The organism is Mycobacterium sp. IDUB_9, from assembly GCF_055419505.1.
The window spans coordinates 419,604-442,268 of record NZ_JBVAXU010000003.1; the positions used below are offsets into that span (position 1 = coordinate 419,604).

Below are 22,665 nucleotides of genomic sequence, written 5' to 3' on the forward strand. Positions count from 1 at the left end.
AACTGTCGCTACTGTGGTCAGCATGCGTCATCAGCTGGTGAAAGCCCTGAGGAGGTCGGCGGTCGCCGCTCCCGTCCTGTCACTACTGCTCACCGCATGTTCACCTCTGCTTGCCGCTGATCCGCGCTATGCCACCAACTCCGGCGCTCACCCGCAGGGACAGCCCGAGACCACCTCGGCAGCCCCACCCGGGCCCCCAGGCATCGAAGCACCCAAGAACGACCTGTCGTGGCGGGACTGCACCCCGCGGGTGTTCAACGGCGCCGGCATCCAGCCGCTACCTGACATCACGCTGGACTGCGCGACCTACGATGCAGACCTCGACTCGATCAACGGAGCCACCGGCACGCTCAGCATCGGCGTGGTGCGGGCGCGCTCCTCGCAGACCCCGCCCGATGCCGGCCCGCTGGTGATGACCACCGGATCCGATATCCCCACTTCGGTGCAGCTGCCGACGTGGCTGGCGCGCTCGGGAACCGACATCCTCAAATCGCATCCCATCGTCGCGGTGGACCGGCGCGGCATCGGCATGTCCGGCGCGGTGGATTGCCGCGACGTCTACGACCGTCAGGAAATGCTGGACCAGACACAGTTTCAGGCCGGCGACGATGCGGTGGCCAACCTCGGTGCGGTCACCATGACCGCGACCACCAGTTGCACCGACACGATCGCCCCCGGCGACTCGGCCTACGACAATTCGCACACCGCCGAAGATCTGGAACGGCTGCGCAGCACCTGGGACGTGCCCACTCTCGCGCTGCTGGGCGTCGGCAACGGTGCCCAGGTGGCACTTGCCTACGCCGGTTCGCACCCCAACAAAGTGTCCCGGCTGATCCTGGACTCCCCGCTACCGTTGGCAATCGGTGCCGAGGCCGCGGCCGAGCAACGCGTCAAGGGTCAGCAGGCCGCACTGGACGCGTTCGCCGCGCAGTGCGTGGCCACCAACTGCCCGCTGGCGCCGGATCCAAAGGGGGCCGTCGACGCACTGCTGGCCGAAGCCCGGGCCGGCCGCGGCCCCGGTGGGGCCTCGGTGGCCACCCTGGCCGACGCGATCACCACGGGGCTGGGTTTCCCACAAGGTGACCGGGTGGCGGCCACCAACAACCTGGCGGGCGCCCTGGCCGCGGCGCGCGCCGGTGACGCCGGCCCGATCTCGGGCCTCATCACCCAGGCCGACAACCTGCGCCAATCCGACGGGCAATTCGTCAACTCGTGCAGCGACGCACTCAACCGGCCCACCCCGGACCGCGTCCGCGAACTGGTGGTCGCCTGGGGCAAGCTCTACCCGCAGTTCGGCACGGTCGGTGCGCTGAACCTCGTCAAATGCCTCAACTGGCCAAGCGGCACCGCACCGAAAGACCCGCAGAACCTCAAGATTCCGGTGCTGCTGCTCGGCGTACACAACGATCCGATCGTCGGCAATGAGGGCGTCGCCGCCGTTGCCGCGACCATCATCAACGCCGGCGCCAACAACCGGCGGGTGATGTGGCAGGGCATCGGCCACGGTGCCAGCATCTACACCGCGTGTGCGCTCCCGCCCCTGACGAGTTACCTCGACAGCGGCAAACTGCCCGAGACCGACACGTACTGTCCTGCCTGACGCCGGGCTCGATCGGCGTCGGTGTACGGTTCGCTGGTGGCCGAAGCAGAACCCCCGACCAATTCAGTCAGAGTCGGTCTTCTGAACTCCTTCCGTCCCCGCACCTCAGCGCCGAGCACCGGTTCGGTGCTGCGCTCGGTGTTGTGGCCGATCGCGATCATGTCGATCATCCACCGCAGTTACGTGCTGGCCACCAACGGTTACATCACCGATGACTTCGGTCCGGTGTACCGCGCGGTCTCGAATTTCCGTCGGCACTGGGCCATCTACAACGAGCACTTCAACTTCGTCGATCCGCACTACCTGTACCCGCCCGGCGGCACTCTGCTGCTGTCTCCGTTCGGGTTCCTGCCGGAGTTCGCGTCGCGCTTCTGGTTTGTCGCGTTCAACACGGTGGCCGTCATCATCGCCGCCTGCCTTCTGGTACGGCTGTTCAATTTCTCCCTGACCTCGGTGGCGCTGCCGGCCCTGCTGCTGGCCATGTTTTGCACCGAATCGGTCACCAACACACTGGTTTTCACCAACATCAACGGCTGCATCCTGCTAGGCGAGGTGCTGTTCTTCTGGTTCCTGCTCAAGGGCGGCACCCGCAACGAACTGCTGGCCGGGGCGGCGATCGGCCTGACGCTGGTGGTGAAGCCGTCACTGGCGCCCCTGCTGCTGTTGCCGTTGCTCAACCGTCAGTGGCGCACCATGATCACCGCGTTCGGCGTGCCCCTGGTGTTCAACGCCGTGGCCTGGCCACTGTCGGCTGACCCGATGGGCTTCGTGCGCAACACGGTGCCCTACATCTTCGAGACCCGTGATTACTTCAACTCCTCGATCCAGGGCAACGGCGTCTACTACGGCCTGCCGATCTGGCTGATCCTGGTGCTGCGACTGACGGCGGCCGTACTTGCGGTTGTCAGCCTGTGGCTGCTGTACCGCTACTACCGCGAGCGCGACCAACTGTTCTGGATGCTTACCTCATCGGGCGTGCTGCTGATCGCCTGGTGGCTGGTGCTCGGGCTCGCCCAGGGCTACTACTCGATGATGCTGTTCCCGTTCCTGATGACGGTCGTGCTGCCGAACTCGGTGATCCGTAACTGGCCGGCCTGGCTGGGGGTCTATGGGTTCATGACGATGGACCGCTGGCTGTTGTGGCGCTGGCCGACCACCGGCCGGTTCCTGGAGTACATGAAGATCACCTACGGCTGGTCACTGTTGTTGGTCGTGGTGTTCTGCGTGCTGTACTTCCGCTACCTGGACGCCAAGCAGGACGGCAGGCTCGATGAGGGCATCGACCCGCCGTGGCTGAGCCGTCCCAAGGAAGCCGAATCAGTCTGACGTGAACTGCATGACCTGACCCGCCAGCCGGGTCCGGGTCTGCATCGCCAGCCCGTGCTGCGCGCAGACCTCGTCGAGTTCATCGGGATTCACCAGCCGGAACGGCGACCGGTCGAGCCGATGGATCGCCGTCGCCACCGGCGTGCGGGTCAGGTCATAGCCGGTGAACACACCGCCGGGCCGCAGCACCCGGGCGATCTCGGCTATTGCCTTCTCCCAGTCCACGATGTGGTGCAGCATCAGGCAGCTGAGCACCGAATCGAACGAGTCGTCGGAGAACGGCAGATCGGTGGCATCGGCCCCACGCACGGTCACACCTGGAAACGCCTGCAGCCGGCGGGCCGCGGTGCGCACCATCGCCGGGTCGAAGTCTGTAGCGGTGATGGCCAGCTCCGGATTGGCCTGCCGCAGCCGGGCCGCGATATCGCCACTGCCCGAACCGATTTCGAGAACATCACGGCCCAGGCGATCGACCGGGATGCTACCGAGCACGGCCTGCCCGGTTCCGCCCCGCCACAGCGCCGTCTTGCAGAATGCGCGCTCGATCTGTGACATTGCCGGCATGTGAGCTCCCGTCCTCGATGTGCTGATACTCCACCCTGACCGGTTGTCGCCGTCAACGCTTGTACCGATCGGTCGTATGAGAGATTGAGGTGATGAGCGAGGACCGCGCCGCATGGTCAGGTGCATTGGCGGTCGTCGCGGGCGCCTTGTGTTACACCGGCACGTTGTCCGACGCGCAGCGACATCACCACGCGGCCGCCCAGGTGGTGCGGGCGTGGGCAGGTCCGTTCGAGCTGGCCGATGCGCACGGACGCCGGGAGGTGACCTCCGCTGCGGTCATCCCATCCGGGCGTGAGCATTCGATACGGATCCTCACCCCCACATCGGGGATGCTGGTCTTCCTCGACCCGAGCGTCTTCAGCCGTACCGCCCCCGACAGTGACGACGTGGCCGAATGGGTGGCGACCGGTCGCGAACTTCCCTGCTGGACAAGCCCGTTGCCACCCGAACAGCTGCTCGACGAGCTGATGGCCGCCCCGCCCACCGGATACGCCCGGCCGACGGCAGACGTCTGGCACGCCAGCGTGCTCGCCGCGGTCGAGTTGATCCCGCGCCTGCTTCCGGACCCGGTCCGGCTCACCGACGTCGCACAACAGGTCGGACTGTCACCGAGCCGGCTCGGTCGGCTGTTCAATGGACAGGTGGGACAGTCGTTTCCGACGTACGTGCGCTGGGCGCGCCTACGCTGCGCGGTGGAAGCCCTGCGCGACGGGGCATCGCTCACCGACGCAGCCCATGCGGCCGGGTTCACCGACAGCGCGCACGCCAACCGGGTCTGTCACGAGATGTTCGGAATGGCACCGAGCCAGGCCAGCCGAGAACTGGTGTGGGCGTAGAGGGCGATCTGTCCGATCGCCGCGGGCGAGACCAGTGGCGCCGACCACCGGGCAGAACGTAGCTTGGGAATATGACGACCGAGGGCCCCAAGGTGCAACTGACCGACGACGAGTGGCGCGAAAAGCTCACCCCCGAGGAGTTCGCGGTGCTGCGCCGGGCCGGCACCGAGCGCCCTGGCGTCGGTGAGTACACCGACACCAAGACCGAAGGGGTGTACGAGTGCCGGGCCTGCGGCGCCGAGCTGTTCCGCAGCACCGAAAAGTTCGAATCCCACTGCGGCTGGCCGTCGTTCTTCGACCCGGCCGATTCGGCGGCGGTGATCCTGCGGTCGGATACCTCGCTGGGCATGCGCCGGGTCGAGGTGCTCTGCGCCAACTGCCACAGCCACCTGGGGCATGTTTTCGAGGGCGAGGGCTATCCCACCCCGACCGATCAGCGGTACTGCATCAACTCCATCTCACTGAAGCTGGTGCCCAAGACGGAATGACGCCGGGCCTCAGTCCGCGCGCGTGGCGTGCACCTCCCAGAACGGCATGTGCACCCGACCGTCGACCAGCCACGGCTCGATCACCCGCAACCGCTCCAGAAGCGGGGTCATCTGGTCGGCCATGTCGGGATTGCGGGCCGCCATCATCTCGAAGACCTCGACGCTGACGTTGCCCTGGTAAGTGGTCGTGCCCAGATAGGTGATCTCCCAACCGGCATCGGGAAGCACCCCGCGGAAATCGTCGGCCGTCATCGATCGCGGCATCTTGAAGCCGTTGACGGTGTGCTCACCGAACTCGTACATGTACAGCCGCGCACCGGGTTTGGTGGCCCGGTGCAATGCCCGCGCGTACGAGTTCTGCAGCTCGGGTTCATCGGTGAAGACGTGATAGAAGGCGGTGTCGACGACAGTGTCGAACTTCCCTTCCAGGCCCTCCAGCTTGGTGGCATCGGCCACCCGGAAGTCCACCGTCACCCCGGCGTTCTGCGCGTTCTGCCGAGCCCGCTCGATGGCGGCCGGGGACGCGTCGATACCCGTCGCCGACAAGCCTTTTGACGCGTAGTGGATGGCATGGTGACCGGGCCCGGTGCCAGGATCGAGAACTTCGCCCTTGACGGCGCCCAGCGCGACGAGTTGCTGCACGACCGGCTGCGGCCCACCGATGTCCCACGGTGTGGCGGCGGGCAGTCCGTGCGCCGTCCGCTCGTCGCGGTACATCTCTTCGAAGCGATCGGATTCTTGCGGAGCAGTCATGTCCGCGAGGGTAGACCCGCTAGCCGAAATCCCTGGTCAACTCCTATGCCGAGCAGACACAAAACTGCCCATTTTCGCGGGGAAATGGACAGTTTTGTGTCTGCTCGCGCAAGGGAGAAGCTACGGCAGTTTGGCGACCAGATCCTCGACGCTGACCCGCGGGCCGGTGAAGAACGGCGTCTCCTCGCGGGTGTGGCGACGGGCATCGGTGGCCCGCAGGTCACGCATCAGGTCGACGATGCGGTGCAGCTCGGGCGCTTCGAAGGCCAGGATCCACTCGTAGTCGCCGAGCGCGAAGGCCGGCACCGTGTTGGCCCGTACGTCCTTGTAGCCGCGGGCGGCCATGCCGTGCTCGGACAGCATGCGGCGGCGCTCCTCGTCAGGCAGCAGGTACCACTCGTAGGACCGCACGAACGGGTACACGCAGACGTAGTTGCCCGGGTCCTCGCCGGCGATGAACGCGGGCACGTGGCTCTTGTTGAACTCGGCCGGCCGGTGCAGGGCCACGCCGCTCCACACCGGGTCGCTGATCCGGCCCAGCGCAGTGGTGCGCCGGAAGTCCGAGTAGGTCGCCTGAAGCGCCTCGATGGTCTCGGCGTGGGTCCAGACCATGAAATCGGCGTCGGCCCGCAGGCCGGCCACGTCGTACACGCCGCGCACGACCACACCACGCTCTTCCTGGGTCTTGAAGAACGACGCCGCCTCGTCGGTCACCTGGGTGCGTTCTTCGCCCAGTTCCCCGGGGTTCACGGCGAACACCGAGAACATCAGGTAGCGGATGGTGGAGTTCAGTTCGTCGTAGTCGAGCTTGGCCATGCGCCTATCGTGCCACGCCGCCGCGCACCACTTTCGCGGCCGCCCGAGTGGCGGTGCCCACACATGCCGGCACCCCGATCCCGTCGAGATAACCGCCGGCCACCGCGAGCGTCGGGGGCAACCCGGCGCGCAGTTCGGCGACCAATTCACCATGGCCCGGCCCGTACTGCGGCATCGCGTCGATCCAGCGGTGCACATGGCTGTCCACCGGATCCACGGTGACACCGAACAGCGTGTTCAGATCGCGCGCCGACCACGCCAGCAGATCCTCATCGCCGGTGTTGGCCGCCATACCGTCGCCGTAACGGCCGAAGGACAGCCGCACCATCTCGACGTTCCCGCGCCGGCCCCACTTGCGTGAGGACATCGTGATCGCCTTGGCGTTGAGACGCTCCCCCGCGGCCACGAGCACACCGGATTGCTGCGGCAGCGGTGTCCCGCCCGGCAGCGCCAGGGCCACTACCGCCGCCGACGCCACCCGGATGCGGCGGGCCGCAGCGGCCGTCTGCGGCGCGATGTGCTCGATCAGCGAGGGCAGGTGCGGCGCCTGGACCGCCAGCAGAACCCCGTCGGCGTACCAGCTCGCCCCCTCGTCGTCGAGCACCGACCAGCCGGGTCCGCGGCGATCCACCCGCACCGCGGTGACCTGGGCCCACCGCACATCGGCCCGGCGGCGCAACTCCTCGAGCAGCACGGTGTAGCCGCCGTCGACCGCGCCGAACACCGGTGCGGTGGACGGCGGCGGCAGCGCCTCGCGCACCGCCTCGGTGAGGCTACGGGCCCCGCGGTCCAACGCGGCAGCCACCGACGGCACCGCCGAACGCATCCCGATCGTGGCCGATGACCCGGCGTACACACCGGTGAGCAGCGGGTCGACGGACCGCGTCACCACCTGCGGGCCGAATCGGTCACCGACCAACTCGGCGACTGACGGATCGGCGCCCGGGGTCCAGTTCAGTGGCCGGGCCCGCTCGTCGAGGATGCGCGCCACGGTCTCGTCGTCCACGAGCCCGAGCAGCGACGACGCCTGCGCCGGAATGCCCTGCACGGTGCCTTGCGGCAACTGATGGAGCCGCGCGCCGCTGTAGATCAGCGGACGGGTGCCGGTAGGACTGAGCCGGCGCCCGGCCAGCCCCAGCTCACCCAGCAGATCGAGCATCTCGGGCCTGCGCACGATGAATGCCTCGGCGCCGACATCGAACGGCTGCCCGCCGACCCTCTCGGTGCGCAGCACGCCGCCGAGCCGGTCAGCCGGATCCAGCAGCGTGATCTGCGCCCGGGGCCCGGCCGCGAGCCGCAACCGATACGCCGCGACGAGACCTGAAATCCCGCCGCCGACAACACAATAGGTAGCACTCACAGGGAGTGCACCAGGGTCACCGCCTCGGTGATGATGCCGGGGTCGGTCGCCGGCAGCACACCGTGGCCCAGGTTGAAGACGTGACCGGCAGCTCCCGCGGCCACCGCGGCCTGCCCGTCGTCGACCACCCGACGCACCGCCGCCTCGGCCACCGGCCAGCCCGCCAACAACACCACCGGATCCAGGTTGCCCTGCAGGGCGGTGCCCGGCTTGACCCGCGCCGCGGCATCCACCAGCGACGTGCGCCAGTCCACCCCGACCATGGTGGCCGGTGCCGAACCCAACGCCTCCGACATCGCCCCCAGCAGTTCTGCGGTGCCGACGCCGAAGTGCGTCATCGGCACGCCGGCCGCGGCCATGGTGGCGAACACCCGGGTGGTGTGCGGAAGCACGTAGGTGCGGTAGTCGGCCAGCGACAGCGTCCCGGCCCAGGAGTCGAACACCTGAACGGCATCCACCCCCGCGTCGACCTGGGCCTGCAGGAAGGCGATGGTCAGATCGGTCAGCGAGGACATCAGGGCGTGCCAGGTGGCCGACTCCCCCAGCATCATGGCCTTGGTGCGTTCGTGGTGACGGCTCGGACCCCCCTCGACCAGGTAAGAGGCCAGCGTGAACGGGGCGCCCGCGAAGCCGATCAGCGGCACCTCGCCCAGCTCGCGCACCAGCATCGAGACCGCTTCGGTGACGGGCGAAACCTGTGCCGGATCAAGGGGCTTCATGCCTTCGACATCAGCCGTCGTCCGGATCGGCTGTTCGATCACCGGGCCGACGTCCGGGACGATGTCGAGGCCGATCCCGGCGGCCTTCAAAGGCACCACGATGTCGGAGAACAGGATCGCGGCATCCACGCCGTGCCTGCGCACCGGCTGCAGCGTGATCTCGCAGACCAGTTCGGGGTCGAAGCAGGCCTCCAACATGCGGTGCTGGGCACGCAGCGCCCGGTATTCCGGCAACGATCGGCCGGCCTGCCGCATGAACCACACCGGCACACGGTGCGGGGTGCGGCCACTGGCGGCGGCAAGGTAGGGGGATTCGGGCAGCTCCCGGCGGGTACTCATCGGCTCCTATGGTGCCACGAGCCCGCTGACGCGGGCCGTTGCCGGTTCGTGACGGCCTCACTCCGGCGCGCCTGCGAACCGTCCTCGCCTTATCAGCTAGCGTCAGATGCCGTGACCTCTGCCGAACCGGCCCAGTTCCGGACGGCGGTGGCGGCGATGAGCGCCACCACCGTACGGCCGGAAATCGAGCTGGGTCCGATACGACCGCCCCAGCGGCTGGCGCCCTACAGCTACGCGCTGGGCGCCGAGGTTCGGCACCCTGAGACAACGGTTGTCCCGGAGCGTTCCGAGGGTGACGCCTTCGGGCGGTTGATCCTGCTGCACGACCCCGACGGCACCGAGGCCTGGGACGGCACCATGCGGCTGGTCGCCTATATCCAGGCCGACCTGGACTCCACCGAAGCCGTCGACCCGCTCCTGCCCGAGGTCGCCTGGAGCTGGCTGGTGGACGCCCTGGAAGCGCGCGCCGAGCACGTGACCGCCCTGGGCGGCACCGTCACCGCCACCACCTCGGTGCGCTACGGCGACATCTCCGGCCCGCCACGGGCACACCAGCTCGAGCTGCGGGCCTCCTGGACCGCCACCGATCTGGAGTTGGGTCCGCACGTGGAGGCATTCTGCGAAGTTCTCGAGCACGCCGCCGGGTTACCGCCCAGCGGCGTCACCGACCTGAGCTCCCGTACGCGCGCATAAAAGATGATGAACGAGGACCCTCAAGTCTCATCCGGCCTGGAAGCTGCCGAGCCCGAAGAGGGCGAAGAGGCCGAATCAACCCCGCTGCTCTCCCCCGCCGACGGGGTGCCCGAGCTCTGCGTCACCGCCGGTGAAATATCATCTGCAGCAGCGTCTCTGGCGAAAGGCAGCGGTCCGTTCGCGATCGATGCGGAACGCGCATCGGGCTTTCGCTACTCGAACCGCGCGTACCTGGTGCAGATCCGCCGCTCCGGCTCCGGCACCGCACTGATCGATCCGGTCAACCACGGCGGCTCACCCATCGACGCAATGGCGCCGGTAGCCGATGCCCTGTCGCAGGACGAATGGGTGCTACACGCCGCCGATCAGGACCTGCCGTGCCTGTCGGAGATCGGCCTGCGCCCGGGCAAGCTGTACGACACCGAATTGGCCGGCCGGCTGGCCGGTTTCGAGCGGGTCAACCTGGCCGCGATGGTGCAGCGGTTGCTCGGCCTGCAGTTGATGAAGGGCCACGGTGCCGCCGACTGGTCCAAGCGCCCGTTGCCGGCCGAATGGCTCAACTATGCCGCCCTGGACGTCGAGGTGCTGGTGGAACTGCGCGACGCGATCGCCGCAGTACTCGAAGAGCAGGGCAAAACCGATTGGGCAGCACAGGAATTCGAGTATCTGCGCACCTATGTCGCACAACCCACGCGGCGTGACCGCTGGCGGCGCACCTCCGGTATCCACAAGGTGCGCAACCCGCAGACACTGTCTGCCGTACGCGAGTTGTGGACCACCCGCGACACGATCGCCCGCGGTCGCGACATCGCGCCCGGCCGGATCCTGCCCGACGCCGCGATCATCAACGCCGCCACGAGTGACCCCAAGACGATCGACGAACTGACCGCACTACCGGTGTTCGGCGGCTCCAAACAGCGCAAGAGCGCGAAGGTGTGGCTGGACGCGCTGGCCCGGGCCAGGGACAACACCGACCCGCCCGAGGCCAATGACGCTCAGAGCGGCCCGCCGCCGGCGGCGCGATGGGCCAGGCGCAAACCGGAAGCCGCGGCCCGCCTCGAAGCCGCCCGGGCCGGCCTGGCCGAACTGTCGCAGCGGGTCTCGGTGCCCGCCGAAAACCTCATCACCCCGGAAGTGGTGCGCCGCCTGTGCTGGGATTGGCATCCGGTCGGCGACGTGGCCACCGCAGTGGAGGAGTTCCTCGTCGAGGCCAATGTCCGTCCGTGGCAGCGGGTACTGACGGTGCCGGTGCTGACCGCCGCCCTCAGTACCGACTGAACCGCCGACGATTCACCCGCCCACGCGGTCGATGTGGGCCAGGAAATGCGTCAGGACTCCCTGCGGATCCTCGATCTGCGGCCAGTGCGCGATGTCTTCAGGCAGCATCACAATGTCGGGATCGGGAATGACCTCGAGGTAACGCTTGGCCATGTGCCGCCCCGAGTTCGGGTCCGACGGCCCGTCGATCAGCCGCATCGACACTTCAGTCTCCCGCATGGCCCGCACCCACCGATTGCGGTGCGTGTAGCGGTCGTTGACGAACCGGCCGACTTTGTGGACGACCCGCTTGCCGTCGTTGTATTCCAGGATCTGGTGGAACTTCTCCATCAGCTCCGGCGACGGTTTGGTTCTCACCCCAAACATCTCCCTGATGGTGGGCTCCACGAGCCGGCGCGACAACCGGCTGCCCTGCAGCGGACTCATGATGTCGCCCAACGGGGTTCGTGACATCACCTTCTGAAGCAGCCGAGGAGTGTAGGCCTCGTTGAACAGCCCGCCGTTGAGCCAGGTGATCGACTCGATGTCCAGTGCCCCGTAGGACCGGTCGCCGAATTCGTGCCGGGCCAGCATTTCCTGACCGACCGAATCACCCAGGTCGTGAGCCAGAATGTGGGCAGTACCGACACCGAGGTGATCCAGCAGCGCCTCGTGCATGTCGGCGTGGTCGGACACCGTGTACCCGTAGGCGACCGGCTTGTCGGAGAACCCCATCCCGATCATGTCCGGCGCGATGACGGTGAACCGGTCGGTCAACGTGGGCCAGATCAGCGACCAGTCCCAGGAGTTGAACGGATAACCGTGGATGAGAAGGAGATTCGGTCCGCTTCCCTCGACCCGGTAGAAGATGTCGAAGCCCAGGTAGTCGAAGAACTGCCCGGCGTCCTTCCAGTTCTGCAATTCGGCGTCCATGTCTGCAACTTAGGCGGTGGCGGACGTTCGCGGTGAATTCGCGCGTGTTCGGAGCCGGACCGGAATAACGTCAGTACAGTGGCGCAGTCGAAAGAAACCGAAGCGGAGCAGGAGCGGGAGCGCTTCGCCGACCGGGTCCTGAGGATCGCCGAGGACGCGGTCTACTGGTCGATCGCCGTCCTGCTACTCGCCGGGTCGGCCGTGCTGATCGCCGCGCAGGTCAACACCTTGCTGCGACTGGGTAGCAGCCCGGCCACCCCCATCATGCTGGAACTGTTGGACGGCCTGCTGCTGGTCTTCATCTTTGTGGAACTGCTCTATGCGGTGCGCACCTCACTGCGATCTCGCGAACTCGTCGCAGAGCCGTTCCTGATTGTCGGCATCTTGGCCTGCATCAAAGAAATCGTGGTGGTGTCGGTGGACGCGGCCAAGTTGCTCGACAAAGGGCCGGAGTTCGCCCGCGCCATCGTTCAGGTCGGCGTGCTCGGCGGCCTGGTACTCGTCCTGGCAATCGCCATCTTCGTACTGCGGCTGCAGCACCGCGGCGCCGACCACATGCGCGACAAGCCGGACGACGACTGCTAGTCGACCTGGTGGCTGACTTCCCGCTCGCCCACCGGTGCACCGATCGCGGCGATCCACCCGGTGATCTGGCGAGCGATGTGCTGGTCGGTCAGACCGACCGCGGCCAGCACCTCCCCACGCGAGGCGTGCTCCTGGAACACCTGCGGGACACCGAGATCCCGGCACGGCACGTCGATCTCGGCGTGGCGCAGCGCGGCCGACACCGACGAGCCGATGCCGCCGTGCACGCCGTTGTCCTCGATCGTCACCACCAGTTTGTGACGGCGGGCCAGCTGACCGACGGCTTCCGGAACCGGTAGCACCCAGCGCGGATCCACCACCGTGACACCGATGCCCTGATTGCGTAGCCGCTCGGCGACCGCAAGCGCCATCGACGCGAACGAGCCAACTGCCACGAGCAGCACGTCCTCGGTCAAACCCTCCGAGGGGACGGCGAGCACGTCAACTCCACCGCGCCGCTGAAGCGCCGGAATATCTTCGCCCACATCACCTTTGGGGAACCGGAGGGCCGTAGGGCCGTCGTTGACCGCCAGCGCCTCCCCGAGCTCCTCCCGCAGACTGGCACCGTCACGGGGGGCGGCGACCCGGATACCCGGGATGATGCCGAGGACCGACAGGTCCCAGACCCCGTTGTGGCTGGCCCCGTCGGGCCCGGTGACACCGGCTCGGTCCAGCACCATGGTGACCGGCAGCTTGTGCAGCGCCACATCCATCATCAGCTGGTCGAACGCGCGGTTGAGGAACGTGGAGTAGAGCGCCACGACCGGATGCAGGCCACCCATGGCCAGGCCCGCCGCCGACGTCATGGCGTGCTGCTCCGCGATACCCACGTCAAAGAACCTGTCCGGGAACCGATCCCGGAACGCACTCAGCCCCGTCGGCCCCGGCATGGCCGCAGTGATCGCCACGACGTCACGCCGTTTGGCACCGACCTTGACCAGCTCGTCGGAGAACACCGACGTCCAACCGGGGGCCGAAGCCTTCGTCGGCAGTCCCGTCTCCGGGTCGATGACGCCGCAGGCGTGCATCTGATCGGCCTCGTCGTTCTCGGCATGCGCGTAGCCCATGCCCTTGCGGGTCACCACGTGCACGATCACCGGGGCATTGAAACCCCGGGCGTTGCGCAGCGCATTCTCCACCGCAGACTCATCGTGACCGTCGATCGGGCCGACGTACTTGATGCCCAGATCGGTGAACATCACCTGCGGGGCGACCGCGTCCTTGATGCCGGCCTTGATGCTGTGCATGCACTGGTAGCAGAACTCCCCGACGACGGGCAGGCCGCGCACGGCCTTGCGGCCCTCTTCCAGGATCCGCTCGTAGGCCGGCTGCAGCCGCAACCCGGCGAGGTGGTCGGCGAAGCCGCCGATGGTGGGCGCGTAACTGCGGCCGTTGTCGTTTACGACGATGACCACCGGGCGGCCACCGGTGGCGATGTTGTTCAGCGCCTCCCAGCACATGCCGCCGGTCAGAGCGCCGTCACCGACGACGGCCACCACGTGGCGATTGCGGTGCCCGGTCAACTCGAACGCCTTGGACAGACCATCGGCATAGGACAGCGCCGTGCTGGCGTGGCTGGACTCCACCCAGTCGTGCTCGCTCTCGCTGCGCGACGGATACCCCGAGAGGCCACCCTTCATCCGCAAGCTGTCGAAATCCTGTACGCGCCCGGTCAGCATCTTGTGCACGTAGGCCTGATGACCCGTGTCGAAGACGATCGGATCGTGCGGCGAATCGAACACACGGTGCAGCGCCAAGGTGAGTTCGACGACCCCCAAGTTGGGGCCGAGATGTCCACCGGTTGCAGCGACCTTGTGGATCAGGAACTGACGGATTTCCTGTGCCAAATCAGTCAGCTCGGACTGTGACAGGTGCTGCAGATCAGCGGGACCGCGGACCTGTTCAAGCATCCAGCCAGTGTACGCACGCATGCCGCGTCAGTCCTGTCGAGGCTGATAGACATCGGGCACACCGTCATGGTCGGCATCGACGCTCTCCAGCTGGTGAATGCGGCGATATGCGGCATTGCGCGACACCAGCACCACCGACGCGAGCAGACCGGCCACCACCGATCCGGTGACCACCGCGATCTTCACGTCATCGTCGGCAACGCTGCCGTGCCCGAATGCCAGCTCACCGATGAGCAGCGACACCGTGAATCCGATCCCGGCCAACAACGCGACGCCGAGCACGTCGCGCCAGGCAATGTCCTCGTCGAGGCTCGCGTGGGTGAAGCGGGCCAACAGATACGTGGTCCCCAGCACGCCGATGGGCTTGCCGAGCACCAGGCCGGCGATCACCCCGATGGTCACCGGATGCGACAGGGCATCGGCGAAGCCCGACCATCCGCCGACCGTCACGCCGGCGGCGAAGAACGCGAACACCGGCACGGCGAATCCCGCCGAGAGCGGCCGGACGATGTGTTCGAAGTGTTGGGCTGACGCGTGGCGGCCCAGCACCGGGACGGTGAAACCGAGCACCACACCGGCCACCGTGGCGTGGACGCCACTGGCATGCACGAGTGCCCAGGCGAGAATGGCCGGTGGCAGCAGGATCCACCACTGACGCGCACCCCGCTGCACCGCGAACGCATACGCCGCTATCGGGATCAGCGCCCCGGCCAACGGTCCGAGCGCCACGTGATCGGTGTAGAAGACGGCGATCACGGTGATCGCCAGCAGATCGTCCACCACCGCCAGCGTCAACAAGAAGATCCGCAGCGCGGCGGGCAGGTGGGTGGACACCACGGCCAGTACCGCCAACGCAAACGCGATATCGGTGGCGATCGGTACCGCCCACCCGTCGATGGTCTCGGGATGGCCCGCGAACAGGTTGATCCCGACGAAAATCGCCGCGGGCACCACCATGCCGCCGACGGCTGCCGCGATGGGCAGCGCGGCACGCGCCGGGTCCCTCAGGTCCCCCGCGACGAATTCCCGTTTGAGTTCCACACCCACGACGAAGAAGAAGATCGCCAGCAGACCGTCGGCCGCCCAGGCCGACAGGCTCAGATCGAGGTGCAGCGACTGCGGGCCGACGACGAATTCCGAGAGCCGGTGATAGCCGCTCGACCACGGAGAATTGGCCCACACCAGCGCCGCGCCCGCGGCAGCCAGCAGCAACGCCCCGCCGACCGTCTCGGTGCGCAGCAGTTCGGAGACCCGCTGAAACTCCGGCCATGACCCGCGGGCCAGCAGACGTCGGCTGCTGTGTTCACGGCGATTGCTCATCGGGCTCCCTGAAATCGGCATGGACTTGAACGCCGACCAGACTTCCCGGCACACCTGCGGTTCACGCTAACAGGTGCGGTACGTGAGCAAATATCGACGAAGTCCGTGGCAGCGCCTCAAACGGGCAGTAAAACGCCGACCATCATGATTACGTAAGGTGTAGACGAAGTCGATTACTCCGGGGTGCGGGTTGAGTCCATTCGATCACTATTACGCGCGTACCGCCCTGCTTGCTGCGCAGGGCAAGCGCACCCGGATGCAGCGCCTCATCGGGGTCACCATCATCGGGTTGAGCCTGGTCCCACTGCTGTTGCTGGTCAGCCCCAAGGGTCCACACGGCGGCCTCCAGTACGTGGCAGTGGCCGTGGCCATCGGCGGGCTGACCCTGGCGCAGTGGTGGTGGCGGCGGCAATGGCCCAGCCGCACCCAGTCGTGGACCGTCGTTTCCATCGGAACGGCCTGTATCGGCGCCACCTGCATCCTGCTGGTGGACCCCGTCGTCGGCCTCATGGGTTCCAGTTCATTGAGCCTGATCACCGCCTACACGGCATTCCTGCACAGCCGCCGGGTACTGCACCTCACCTGGGTGGCCTCCGGCGCGATAGTGGCTTTCCTGGGTGTGCGGGTCGCGCTGACGGATGTCTGGCTGGGTGTGGTGGGCACGCTGGTGGCAGTGCTGGTGATCCTGAGTACCTCGGCGTTGTGCCGGATGGCCGTCGAGTTGATCGAACCCGATCGCGTCCAGCACCCGGGCGAGATCGACCCGCTGACCGGGCTGCTCAACCGCGAGGCATTCGACATGCACACCGCCACGATGCTGGGCTCCCACAGTCGCCACGACGATCAATACCTGGTGGTCGTGGCGGTCGGGATCGATGACATGGCGCTGCTCAGCGATATGGACGGTAGCCACAGCACGTTGCACGCCCGCGTCGCCGTCGCCCAGGCCATCCGCGAGACCGTGCGCCACAAGGTCCCGCTGGCGCATGTGTCCGACAGCGAATTCCTGATCGCCGACGTGTTCAAGACCAACGATCCGTCACCTCTGGTGAACCGGATCCGGATGGCCATCACCACCACGCCCATGCGGCTCACGGCCAGCATCGGCACGGCGTGCAGCCAACTGCGCCCGCTGACGGAGCTGCCCACCCAGCAGATCGTCGACGCCCTCGTGGCACTGGCCGATACCGCGATGAACCAGTCGAAGGCCCAGGGCGGCAACCGTGCCACCTACGCGCACTTCCCCACCCCGACCATGGGCCCCGACACGCAGGAGTGACCCGGGCCCGGTCCATCGGCTCAGCGCGTCAGCACCGCGATGCACTCCACATGGTGGGTGAGCGGGAAGGAATCGAACACCCGCAACTCCTCCACGGTGTAACCCTGCCGTAGATACAACCCCACGTCACGTGCGAAGGAGGCCGCCTCGCAACCGATGTGGACGACCCTCGGTACCTCGGTGGCCGCCAGCGCGTCGATCACCTCGCGGCCGGCGCCGGTGCGCGGCGGATCGAGCACCACGACGTCGGGGCGTCCTGACTCGGCAGACAGGGCCCGGCGCACCGAGTCGGTGACCACCGATACCCAGGGCAGGTCTGCCAACGCGCTGCGGGCCGCACGCGATGCTCCCCGGGACGTGTCCACGGTGAGCACCCGTCCGTCCGGCCCGACCTGTTCGGCCAGCGCGGCGGCGAAGACCCCGGCACCGCCGTACAGGTCCCATGCCGTCATGCCCGGCTGCAGCCCGGACCAATCGGCCACCAGCCCGCTGTAGAGGGCCGCTGCGCCACGGTGGGCCTGCCAGAACGCCGTCACCGGCAGCATCCACTGCCGCCCGCCGATGCGCTGCACCGTCTCGTACTCGCCCTCGATGACGCGCGTGGCATTTTTGGGACCGCCCGCGCGGCTGCCTTTGCGGCCGGTCGTCTTGGGGCCGGACTGCACGACGTGTCTGCGGCCGTCGGAATCCAGCACCGCATGCACATGGGCGCCCGGGGTCCAACGCATCTCGGCCAGTCCGTCGGTCAGCTCGGGAGGCAGTTGTGCGCAGTCGATATCGGTGACCAACTCGGCGCTGTGGTAGCGGTGGAATCCGGCCCGGCCGTCGGCGGTCGTGTCCAGCCGCACCCGGGTGCGCCAGCCGGTCACCTCACCGGTACCCACCGGTTCGGCCGCGGGAGGCTCGTCGCACTGCTCATCGCGCCAGGTGTATCCGCCCAACCTGGCCAACTGGTTGGCCACCACCGAGCCCTTGAGCCGACGCGCCGCACCCGGCTCGGCGAATGCCAGATCGCAGCACCCGGCACCGTCCACGCCGGCGATACGGCACAGCGAAGCGACCCGATCCGGCGAAGGAGCGATCACCTCGACAACCTCTGCGTGCCAATATGATCCGCGCTCATCGAGCACCCTGACCCGTACCGTCTCGCCGGGTAGTGCGTACCGGACGAACACCACCCGGCCGTCGTGGCGGGCCACGCAACTGCCACCGTTGGCCGCCGGACCCGTGGTCAGCGTCAGTTCCGTCATTCCAGGAATCCCCGGCGCGCGTCCCCCGGAGTGGCCCGAGGCTGCAGCGCCTTCAACCGCTCCGACGAACTCAATTGCCACGGAACCGATGTCACCATCACATTGGGCATGAACAGCAGCCTGCCCTTGAGCCGCAACGCGCTCTGATTGTGCAGCACCTGCTCCCACCAGTGCCCCACCACATATTCAGGGATGAACACCGTGACCACGGTGCGCGGCGATTCCTTGGTCACCCGTTTGACGTAATCCAGTACCGGCCGGGTGATTTCGCGATAGGGCGAGGCGATCACCTTCAGCGGCACGCTGATATCGCTGTCCTCCCACTGGTGCACCAGAGCGCGGGTTTCGGCATCGTCGACACTGACCGTGATGGCCTCCAGCACATCCGGCCGGGTGGCCCGCGCATAGGCCAGCGCCCGTTTTGTCGGCAGATGCAGCTTCGACACCAGCACCACCGCATGGTTGCGGCTGGGCAACACCACGTCGCCCTCGTCCTCGTCTTCCCGTTCGAGTTCGCGGGCCACGGTGTCGTAATGCTTGTGGATGAGCTTCATGGTCACGAACAAGGCGCTCATCGCCAGGATCGCGATCCAGGCGCCGGCGACGAACTTGGTCACCACCACGACCACCAGCACCGCGCCGGTAGCGGTGAGCCCGACCGCATTGATGACGCGCGAGCGCATCATGTGGCGACGTTGTGCCGGATCGGTTTCGGTGCGCAGCAATCGGGTCCAGTGGCGGACCATGCCGATCTGACTCAGCGTGAACGACACGAACACGCCGACGATGTAGAGCTGGATCAATGCGGTCACCTCGGCCCGGAACGCCACCACGAAAGCGATTGCGGCGAAGGCCAGGAACAGGATGCCGTTGGAGAACGCCAGCCGGTCACCGCGAGTGTGCAGCTGCCGCGGCAGGAAGCGGTCCTGGGCCAGGATCGAACCGAGCACGGGGAAGCCGTTGAATGCGGTGTTGGCGGCCAAAACCAGGATCAACGCCGTCACGCCGGCGATCAGGTACAGACCCACCGGGAAGTCGTGGAACACCGCATCGGCAAGCTGGGCGATCAGGGTCTTCTGGTGATAGTCCGGTGGTGCACCGATCAGCTGCTCGTGAGGCCGCTCGGCCATCTGCACGCCGGTGGCCTTGGACAGCAGGATGATGCCCATGAACAGCGTGACCGAGATCACCCCGAGAAGCAGCAGGGTGGACGCGGCGTTGCGCGACTTGGGTTTCCGGAACGCCGGCACGCCGTTGCTGATCGCCTCGACACCGGTCAGCGCCGCCGACCCGGACGAGAACGCCCGGGCCACCAGGAACACCAGTGCAAAGCCGAGTACCTCGCCGTGTTCGGGACGTATCTCGAAACCCGCGGACTCCGCGCGGAGCGGATGGTCCAGCACGTAGATCTGGAACAGCCCCCAACCCAGCATGATGTACATGCCGACCATGAACGCGTAGGTGGGAATCGCGAACGCCGTGCCCGATTCCCGCAAGCCGCGCAGGTTCATCGACGCCAGCAGCAGAATCGCCGCCACCGCGAACATCACCTTGTGCTGGGCGACGAACGGGACCGCCGAACCGATGTTCGACATCGCCGAGGACATCGACACCGCAACGGTCAGCACGTAATCCACCATCAGTGCGCTGGCCACCGTGAGGCCTGCGGTCGGCCCGAGGTTCGTGGTGACAACTTCGTAGTCACCGCCGCCGGACGGATAGGCATGCACGTTCTGCCGGTAACTGGCGATCACGATCAGCATCACGGCCGCCACTGCCAAGCCGATCCACGGAGTCAGTGAGTAGGCCGTGACTCCTGCCACCGAGAGCACCAGAAAGATTTCCTCTGGCGCATAGGCCACCGACGACAACGCATCGGAGGCGAACACCGGCAGGGCGATCCGTTTGGGCAGCAGGGTGTGAGAGAGCTTGTCGCTGCGGAACGGCCGCCCGAGGACCAGACGGCGCGTCGCCGTCGAAAGCTTGGACACGAGAGCCAAGACTAAGCCCGAACGCGGAAAGTCGTGACAAAGCGGTAGCGTTCCGGGTGCACGGATTGAGAGCAACCGCGCTTTTCTGCCACCGGAAAGGACCAACGGGTGCGTGTAGTCGTCATGGGGTGCGGCCGGGTGGGCGCGTCCCTCGCAGACAGCCTGGCCCGGATCGGCCACGAGGTCGCGGTCATCGACCGTGACAGCACCGCGTTCCACCGGCTCTCGCCGGAGTTCGCCGGTGAACGTGTGCTCGGTATGGGGTTCGACCGCGACGTGCTGCTGCGCGCGGGCATCGAGGAGGCCGGTGCGTTCGCGGCGGTGTCCTCTGGCGACAACTCCAACATCATCTCGGCCCGGGTGGCCCGCGAGACGTTCGGCGTCGAGCGCGTCGTGGCGCGTATCTACGACGCCAAGCGTGCCGCGGTCTACGAGCGGCTGGGCATCCCCACGGTGGCCACCGTGCCGTGGACCACCGATCGTCTGCTCAATGTGTTGACCAGGGAGACCGAGACCACCAAGTGGCGGGACCCGTCAGGCAACGTGGGCGTGGCCGAACTTCCGCTGCACCAGGATTGGGCCGGGCACCTGGCCACCGACCTGGAGGCTGCCACGGGCGGCCGGGTGGCCTTCATGATCCGGTTCGGCAACGGCTACCTGCCCGAACCCAAGACCGTGATCCAGGCCGGCGATCAGGTGTACATCGCCGCGGTATCCGGACACATCGCCGAGGCGCTGGCCATCGCCGCACTGCCACCGAGCGAGGACTTGGAGTCTCACTGATGAAAGTTGCCATCGCCGGGGCCGGGGCCGTGGGCCGCTCCATCGCCCGTGAGCTGCTTGAGAACGACCATGACGTGACGCTGCTAGAGCGCAACGCCGGCCACATCGACGTCGACGCCATCCCGGCCGCGCACTGGCGGCTGGGCGACGCCTGCGAGCTCACCGTGATGGAGTCGGTCAAGCTCGAGGAATTCGACGTGGTGATCGCAGCCACCGGTGACGACAAGGTCAACGTCGTGGTCAGCCTGCTGGCCAAGACCGAGTTCGCGGTTCCACGCGTGGTGGCCCGCGTCAACGATCCTCGCAACGAGTGGCTGTTCGACGAGAACTGGGGCGTGGACGTGGCGGTGTCGACGCCGCGAATGCTCGCCTCGCTCGTCGAGGAAGCCGTCGCAGTCGGCGATCTGGTGCGCCTGATGGAGTTCCGCAAGGGACAGGCCAACCTGGTCGAGATCACGCTGCCCGACGACACCCCGTGGGGCGGCAAGCCCGTCAAGCGGCTCGAGCTGCCCCGCGACACCGCGTTGGTGACGATTCTGCGTGGATCCCGGGTGATCGTGCCCGAATCCGACGACCCTCTGGAGGGTGGCGACGAGTTACTGTTCGTCGCAGTCACCGAGTCCGAGGACGAACTGCGCGAGCTGCTCTTGCGCGCAGCGCCGCGCTAAGACGGCGCTCCGGCGCAGTCGGGGCCGTCGGTGTCCTGATCCGTGTCCTGGGCATGTACGGCACGCTGCGCGGCCCGGATGGCCAGATACGTCACCAAGGCGGCGACGGCGGTCAGCGGCCAGCCCATCGCGATGCGCGCGAAGCCCAACCAGCCCGTCTCGTCGGCGTCGTACAGATACTGCTGCACCAGGAACCTCGACCCGAACACTGCGACCCAGGTGAGGGTGGCGATGTCGAATGCCGCCACCGCCTTACGTACGTCACGCCAGGCCCGGTCGTGGGTGTTGACCCAGCCCCAGATGTAGCCGACCACCGGGCGCCGGACGATCACCGACACCCCGAACAGCACGGCGTAGACCAGCGAGCTCCAGATGCCAAGCAGGAAATAGCCTTTCGACTCCCCCACCACGTAGGCGATCAGGGCGCTGACGCCCACGGCGAAGAATCCCGACACTGCGGGCTGAACGGATTCGCGGCGGATCAACCGCCAGATCAGGATCAGTGTCGCCACGCCGAGCGCGGCAACGATTGCCGGCATCAGCCCGAAGGCCGTGGACACCGGGACGAACACCAACACCGGCAGCGACGAGTAGATCAGGCCGCTGATGCCACCCATCTGGTCCAGCACTGCACGTCCGCCGCCATGGGCAGGGGCCGGCGCCGGATCACTGTCGGGCGGTTGAGGTGCGCTGCCTCTGTTCTCTTCGGCCTGACTCACTTCTGTATTTCGTAGCGGGGGTTGTAAATCGCCTTGGCGCCGTTCTCCAGTTTGCCCACCCGGCCGTGCACCCTCAGGGTGCAACCGGATTCGATGCCTGGAATGCGGCGCTGTCCCAGCCACACCAACAACACCGTGTCAGTACCGTCGAACAACTCGGCCTTGATGCCGCCGGAACACCCCTTGCCGTTACATTCCACGCTGCGCAGAGTGCCGACCATCGTCACTTCCTGGCCGCGCTGGGCGTCGATCGCCTTCAGCGCGCCGGTGTTGGCGGCCTCTTCGCTGAGCTCTTCGACATCAAGCTGTTCGGGGTCTTCCGTCAGGCGTCGCGTAAGCCGGCGCAGATACCCTTCGGCCGTAGCCATGGCCTCTCCTGACCTTCTGCGGATCCTCTGTGAATCCGCCCAACCAACGCCACCGTAGACCTCTTGTTCACCGAATGCCACGTGGGGTGCGGGTCGGCACGCCGACGA

Annotated in this window: 22 protein-coding genes; 10 read left to right on the forward strand and 12 right to left on the reverse strand. The window is 67.1% G+C overall.

Annotation, left to right across the window (positions count from 1 at the left end):
• Positions 1–22: 22 nt before the first annotated feature.
• Both ACZY08_RS16390 and aftC read left to right on the forward strand, forming a co-directional pair.
• Positions 23–1,600, forward strand: coding sequence for an alpha/beta hydrolase (locus tag ACZY08_RS16390; protein WP_463745615.1), 1,578 nt, complete (start codon positions 23–25; stop codon positions 1,598–1,600).
• Positions 1,601–1,633: 33 nt separating this feature from the next.
• Positions 1,634–2,926 (forward strand): arabinofuranan 3-O-arabinosyltransferase, encoded by a 1,293-nt coding sequence (aftC, locus tag ACZY08_RS16395; RefSeq protein ID WP_463745974.1) that lies wholly within the window; start codon positions 1,634–1,636, stop codon positions 2,924–2,926.
• On the opposite strand, the gene ACZY08_RS16400 is transcribed toward aftC, so the two are convergent.
• Positions 2,918–3,490, reverse strand: coding sequence for a class I SAM-dependent methyltransferase (locus ACZY08_RS16400; RefSeq protein WP_463745614.1), 573 nt, complete (start codon positions 3,488–3,490; stop codon positions 2,918–2,920). The genes aftC and ACZY08_RS16400 overlap by 9 nt on opposite strands.
• A 92-nt stretch (positions 3,491–3,582) precedes the next feature.
• Here ACZY08_RS16400 and ACZY08_RS16405 point away from each other — a divergent pair, with 92 nt between their 5' ends.
• Entirely contained in the window at positions 3,583–4,326 is a 744-nt protein-coding gene (locus ACZY08_RS16405; RefSeq protein ID WP_463745613.1) for a helix-turn-helix transcriptional regulator, read from the forward strand.
• A 71-nt stretch (positions 4,327–4,397) separates the two neighbouring features.
• Positions 4,398–4,814 carry a peptide-methionine (R)-S-oxide reductase MsrB gene (msrB, locus tag ACZY08_RS16410; RefSeq protein WP_463745612.1) on the forward strand — a complete coding sequence of 139 codons (417 nt, stop codon included), beginning with the start codon at positions 4,398–4,400 and terminating at the stop codon, positions 4,812–4,814.
• 9 nt (positions 4,815–4,823) lie between these two features.
• Here the strand turns inward: msrB and ACZY08_RS16415 are convergent, their stop codons facing one another.
• The 4 genes from ACZY08_RS16415 to hemE all read right to left on the reverse strand — a co-directional run bounded on the left by ACZY08_RS16415 (position 4,824) and on the right by hemE (position 8,801).
• Entirely contained in the window at positions 4,824–5,567 is a 744-nt protein-coding gene (locus ACZY08_RS16415; protein ID WP_463745611.1) for a class I SAM-dependent methyltransferase, read from the reverse strand.
• 120 nt (positions 5,568–5,687) lie between these two features.
• The gene (gene hemQ / locus ACZY08_RS16420) at positions 5,688–6,383 is read right to left on the reverse strand and encodes a hydrogen peroxide-dependent heme synthase (RefSeq protein WP_463745610.1); all 696 of its coding nucleotides are present in this window, start codon (positions 6,381–6,383) and stop codon (positions 5,688–5,690) included.
• Between the two features lie 4 nt (positions 6,384–6,387).
• Positions 6,388–7,743, reverse strand: coding sequence for a protoporphyrinogen oxidase (locus ACZY08_RS16425; RefSeq protein ID WP_463745609.1), 1,356 nt, complete (start codon positions 7,741–7,743; stop codon positions 6,388–6,390).
• Positions 7,740–8,801 carry a uroporphyrinogen decarboxylase gene (hemE, locus tag ACZY08_RS16430; RefSeq protein ID WP_463745608.1) on the reverse strand — a complete coding sequence of 354 codons (1,062 nt, stop codon included), beginning with the start codon at positions 8,799–8,801 and terminating at the stop codon, positions 7,740–7,742. Before hemE ends, ACZY08_RS16425 begins: the two co-directional genes overlap by 4 nt.
• A gap of 111 nt (positions 8,802–8,912) precedes the next feature.
• Here hemE and ACZY08_RS16435 point away from each other — a divergent pair, with 111 nt between their 5' ends.
• Both ACZY08_RS16435 and ACZY08_RS16440 read left to right on the forward strand, forming a co-directional pair.
• On the forward strand, positions 8,913–9,494 hold the full coding sequence (locus ACZY08_RS16435; RefSeq protein WP_463745607.1) for a DUF3000 domain-containing protein: 582 nt from the start codon (positions 8,913–8,915) through the stop codon (positions 9,492–9,494).
• A gap of 6 nt (positions 9,495–9,500) precedes the next feature.
• Positions 9,501–10,772 (forward strand): HRDC domain-containing protein, encoded by a 1,272-nt coding sequence (locus ACZY08_RS16440; protein ID WP_463745973.1) that lies wholly within the window; start codon positions 9,501–9,503, stop codon positions 10,770–10,772.
• A gap of 12 nt (positions 10,773–10,784) precedes the next feature.
• On the opposite strand, the gene ACZY08_RS16445 is transcribed toward ACZY08_RS16440, so the two are convergent.
• Positions 10,785–11,684 (reverse strand): alpha/beta fold hydrolase, encoded by a 900-nt coding sequence (locus tag ACZY08_RS16445; protein ID WP_463745606.1) that lies wholly within the window; start codon positions 11,682–11,684, stop codon positions 10,785–10,787.
• Positions 11,685–11,762: 78 nt separating this feature from the next.
• Between ACZY08_RS16445 and ACZY08_RS16450 the strand changes: the two genes are divergently transcribed.
• Entirely contained in the window at positions 11,763–12,269 is a 507-nt protein-coding gene (locus ACZY08_RS16450) for a phosphate-starvation-inducible PsiE family protein (RefSeq protein WP_463745605.1), read from the forward strand.
• Here ACZY08_RS16450 and dxs read toward each other — a convergent pair.
• A complete protein-coding gene (dxs, locus tag ACZY08_RS16455; protein WP_463745604.1) occupies positions 12,266–14,179 on the reverse strand; it encodes a 1-deoxy-D-xylulose-5-phosphate synthase in 1,914 nt (637 codons plus the stop codon). The two genes, ACZY08_RS16450 and dxs, sit on opposite strands and share 4 nt — an antisense overlap.
• A 27-nt stretch (positions 14,180–14,206) precedes the next feature.
• Positions 14,207–15,499, reverse strand: coding sequence for a Na+/H+ antiporter NhaA (gene nhaA / locus ACZY08_RS16460; protein ID WP_463745603.1), 1,293 nt, complete (start codon positions 15,497–15,499; stop codon positions 14,207–14,209).
• 190 nt (positions 15,500–15,689) lie between these two features.
• Between nhaA and ACZY08_RS16465 the strand changes: the two genes are divergently transcribed.
• Positions 15,690–16,778 carry a GGDEF domain-containing protein gene (locus tag ACZY08_RS16465; RefSeq protein WP_463745602.1) on the forward strand — a complete coding sequence of 363 codons (1,089 nt, stop codon included), beginning with the start codon at positions 15,690–15,692 and terminating at the stop codon, positions 16,776–16,778.
• A gap of 20 nt (positions 16,779–16,798) precedes the next feature.
• On the opposite strand, the gene ACZY08_RS16470 is transcribed toward ACZY08_RS16465, so the two are convergent.
• Both ACZY08_RS16470 and ACZY08_RS16475 read right to left on the reverse strand, forming a co-directional pair.
• Complete coding sequence (locus ACZY08_RS16470) at positions 16,799–18,028, reverse strand: class I SAM-dependent RNA methyltransferase (protein ID WP_463745601.1); 1,230 nt, start codon at positions 18,026–18,028, stop codon at positions 16,799–16,801.
• On the reverse strand, positions 18,025–20,019 hold the full coding sequence (locus tag ACZY08_RS16475) for an APC family permease (protein WP_463745600.1): 1,995 nt from the start codon (positions 20,017–20,019) through the stop codon (positions 18,025–18,027). The genes ACZY08_RS16470 and ACZY08_RS16475 overlap by 4 nt, the downstream gene beginning before the upstream one ends.
• 108 nt (positions 20,020–20,127) lie before the next feature.
• Here ACZY08_RS16475 and ACZY08_RS16480 point away from each other — a divergent pair, with 108 nt between their 5' ends.
• Positions 20,128–20,802 (forward strand): potassium channel family protein, encoded by a 675-nt coding sequence (locus tag ACZY08_RS16480; RefSeq protein ID WP_463745599.1) that lies wholly within the window; start codon positions 20,128–20,130, stop codon positions 20,800–20,802.
• A complete protein-coding gene (locus ACZY08_RS16485) occupies positions 20,802–21,470 on the forward strand; it encodes a potassium channel family protein (RefSeq protein ID WP_463745598.1) in 669 nt (222 codons plus the stop codon). Before ACZY08_RS16480 ends, ACZY08_RS16485 begins: the two co-directional genes overlap by 1 nt.
• On the opposite strand, the gene ACZY08_RS16490 is transcribed toward ACZY08_RS16485, so the two are convergent.
• Positions 21,467–22,189 carry a DUF3159 domain-containing protein gene (locus ACZY08_RS16490; protein ID WP_463745597.1) on the reverse strand — a complete coding sequence of 241 codons (723 nt, stop codon included), beginning with the start codon at positions 22,187–22,189 and terminating at the stop codon, positions 21,467–21,469. The genes ACZY08_RS16485 and ACZY08_RS16490 overlap by 4 nt on opposite strands.
• A complete protein-coding gene (locus ACZY08_RS16495) occupies positions 22,186–22,557 on the reverse strand; it encodes an OB-fold nucleic acid binding domain-containing protein (RefSeq protein ID WP_463745596.1) in 372 nt (123 codons plus the stop codon). The genes ACZY08_RS16490 and ACZY08_RS16495 overlap by 4 nt, the downstream gene beginning before the upstream one ends.
• Positions 22,558–22,665 lie beyond the last annotated feature (108 nt).

Coding starts and splice junctions, on each gene's coding strand:
- ACZY08_RS16400 (WP_463745614.1), bottom strand. CDS start 3,490: ATGCCGGCAATGTCACAGATCGAGCGCGCATTCTGCAAGACGGCGCTG.
- hemE (WP_463745608.1), bottom strand. CDS start 8,801: ATGAGTACCCGCCGGGAGCTGCCCGAATCCCCCTACCTTGCCGCCGCC.
- ACZY08_RS16470 (WP_463745601.1), bottom strand. CDS start 18,028: ATGACGGAACTGACGCTGACCACGGGTCCGGCGGCCAACGGTGGCAGT.
- ACZY08_RS16390 (WP_463745615.1), top strand. CDS start 23: ATGCGTCATCAGCTGGTGAAAGCCCTGAGGAGGTCGGCGGTCGCCGCT.
- msrB (WP_463745612.1), top strand. CDS start 4,398: ATGACGACCGAGGGCCCCAAGGTGCAACTGACCGACGACGAGTGGCGC.
- hemQ (WP_463745610.1), bottom strand. CDS start 6,383: ATGGCCAAGCTCGACTACGACGAACTGAACTCCACCATCCGCTACCTG.
- ACZY08_RS16445 (WP_463745606.1), bottom strand. CDS start 11,684: ATGGACGCCGAATTGCAGAACTGGAAGGACGCCGGGCAGTTCTTCGAC.
- dxs (WP_463745604.1), bottom strand. CDS start 14,179: ATGCTTGAACAGGTCCGCGGTCCCGCTGATCTGCAGCACCTGTCACAG.
- nhaA (WP_463745603.1), bottom strand. CDS start 15,499: ATGAGCAATCGCCGTGAACACAGCAGCCGACGTCTGCTGGCCCGCGGG.
- ACZY08_RS16495 (WP_463745596.1), bottom strand. CDS start 22,557: ATGGCTACGGCCGAAGGGTATCTGCGCCGGCTTACGCGACGCCTGACG.
- ACZY08_RS16485 (WP_463745598.1), top strand. CDS start 20,802: ATGAAAGTTGCCATCGCCGGGGCCGGGGCCGTGGGCCGCTCCATCGCC.
- ACZY08_RS16405 (WP_463745613.1), top strand. CDS start 3,583: ATGAGCGAGGACCGCGCCGCATGGTCAGGTGCATTGGCGGTCGTCGCG.
- ACZY08_RS16440 (WP_463745973.1), top strand. CDS start 9,501: ATGAACGAGGACCCTCAAGTCTCATCCGGCCTGGAAGCTGCCGAGCCC.
- ACZY08_RS16415 (WP_463745611.1), bottom strand. CDS start 5,567: ATGACTGCTCCGCAAGAATCCGATCGCTTCGAAGAGATGTACCGCGAC.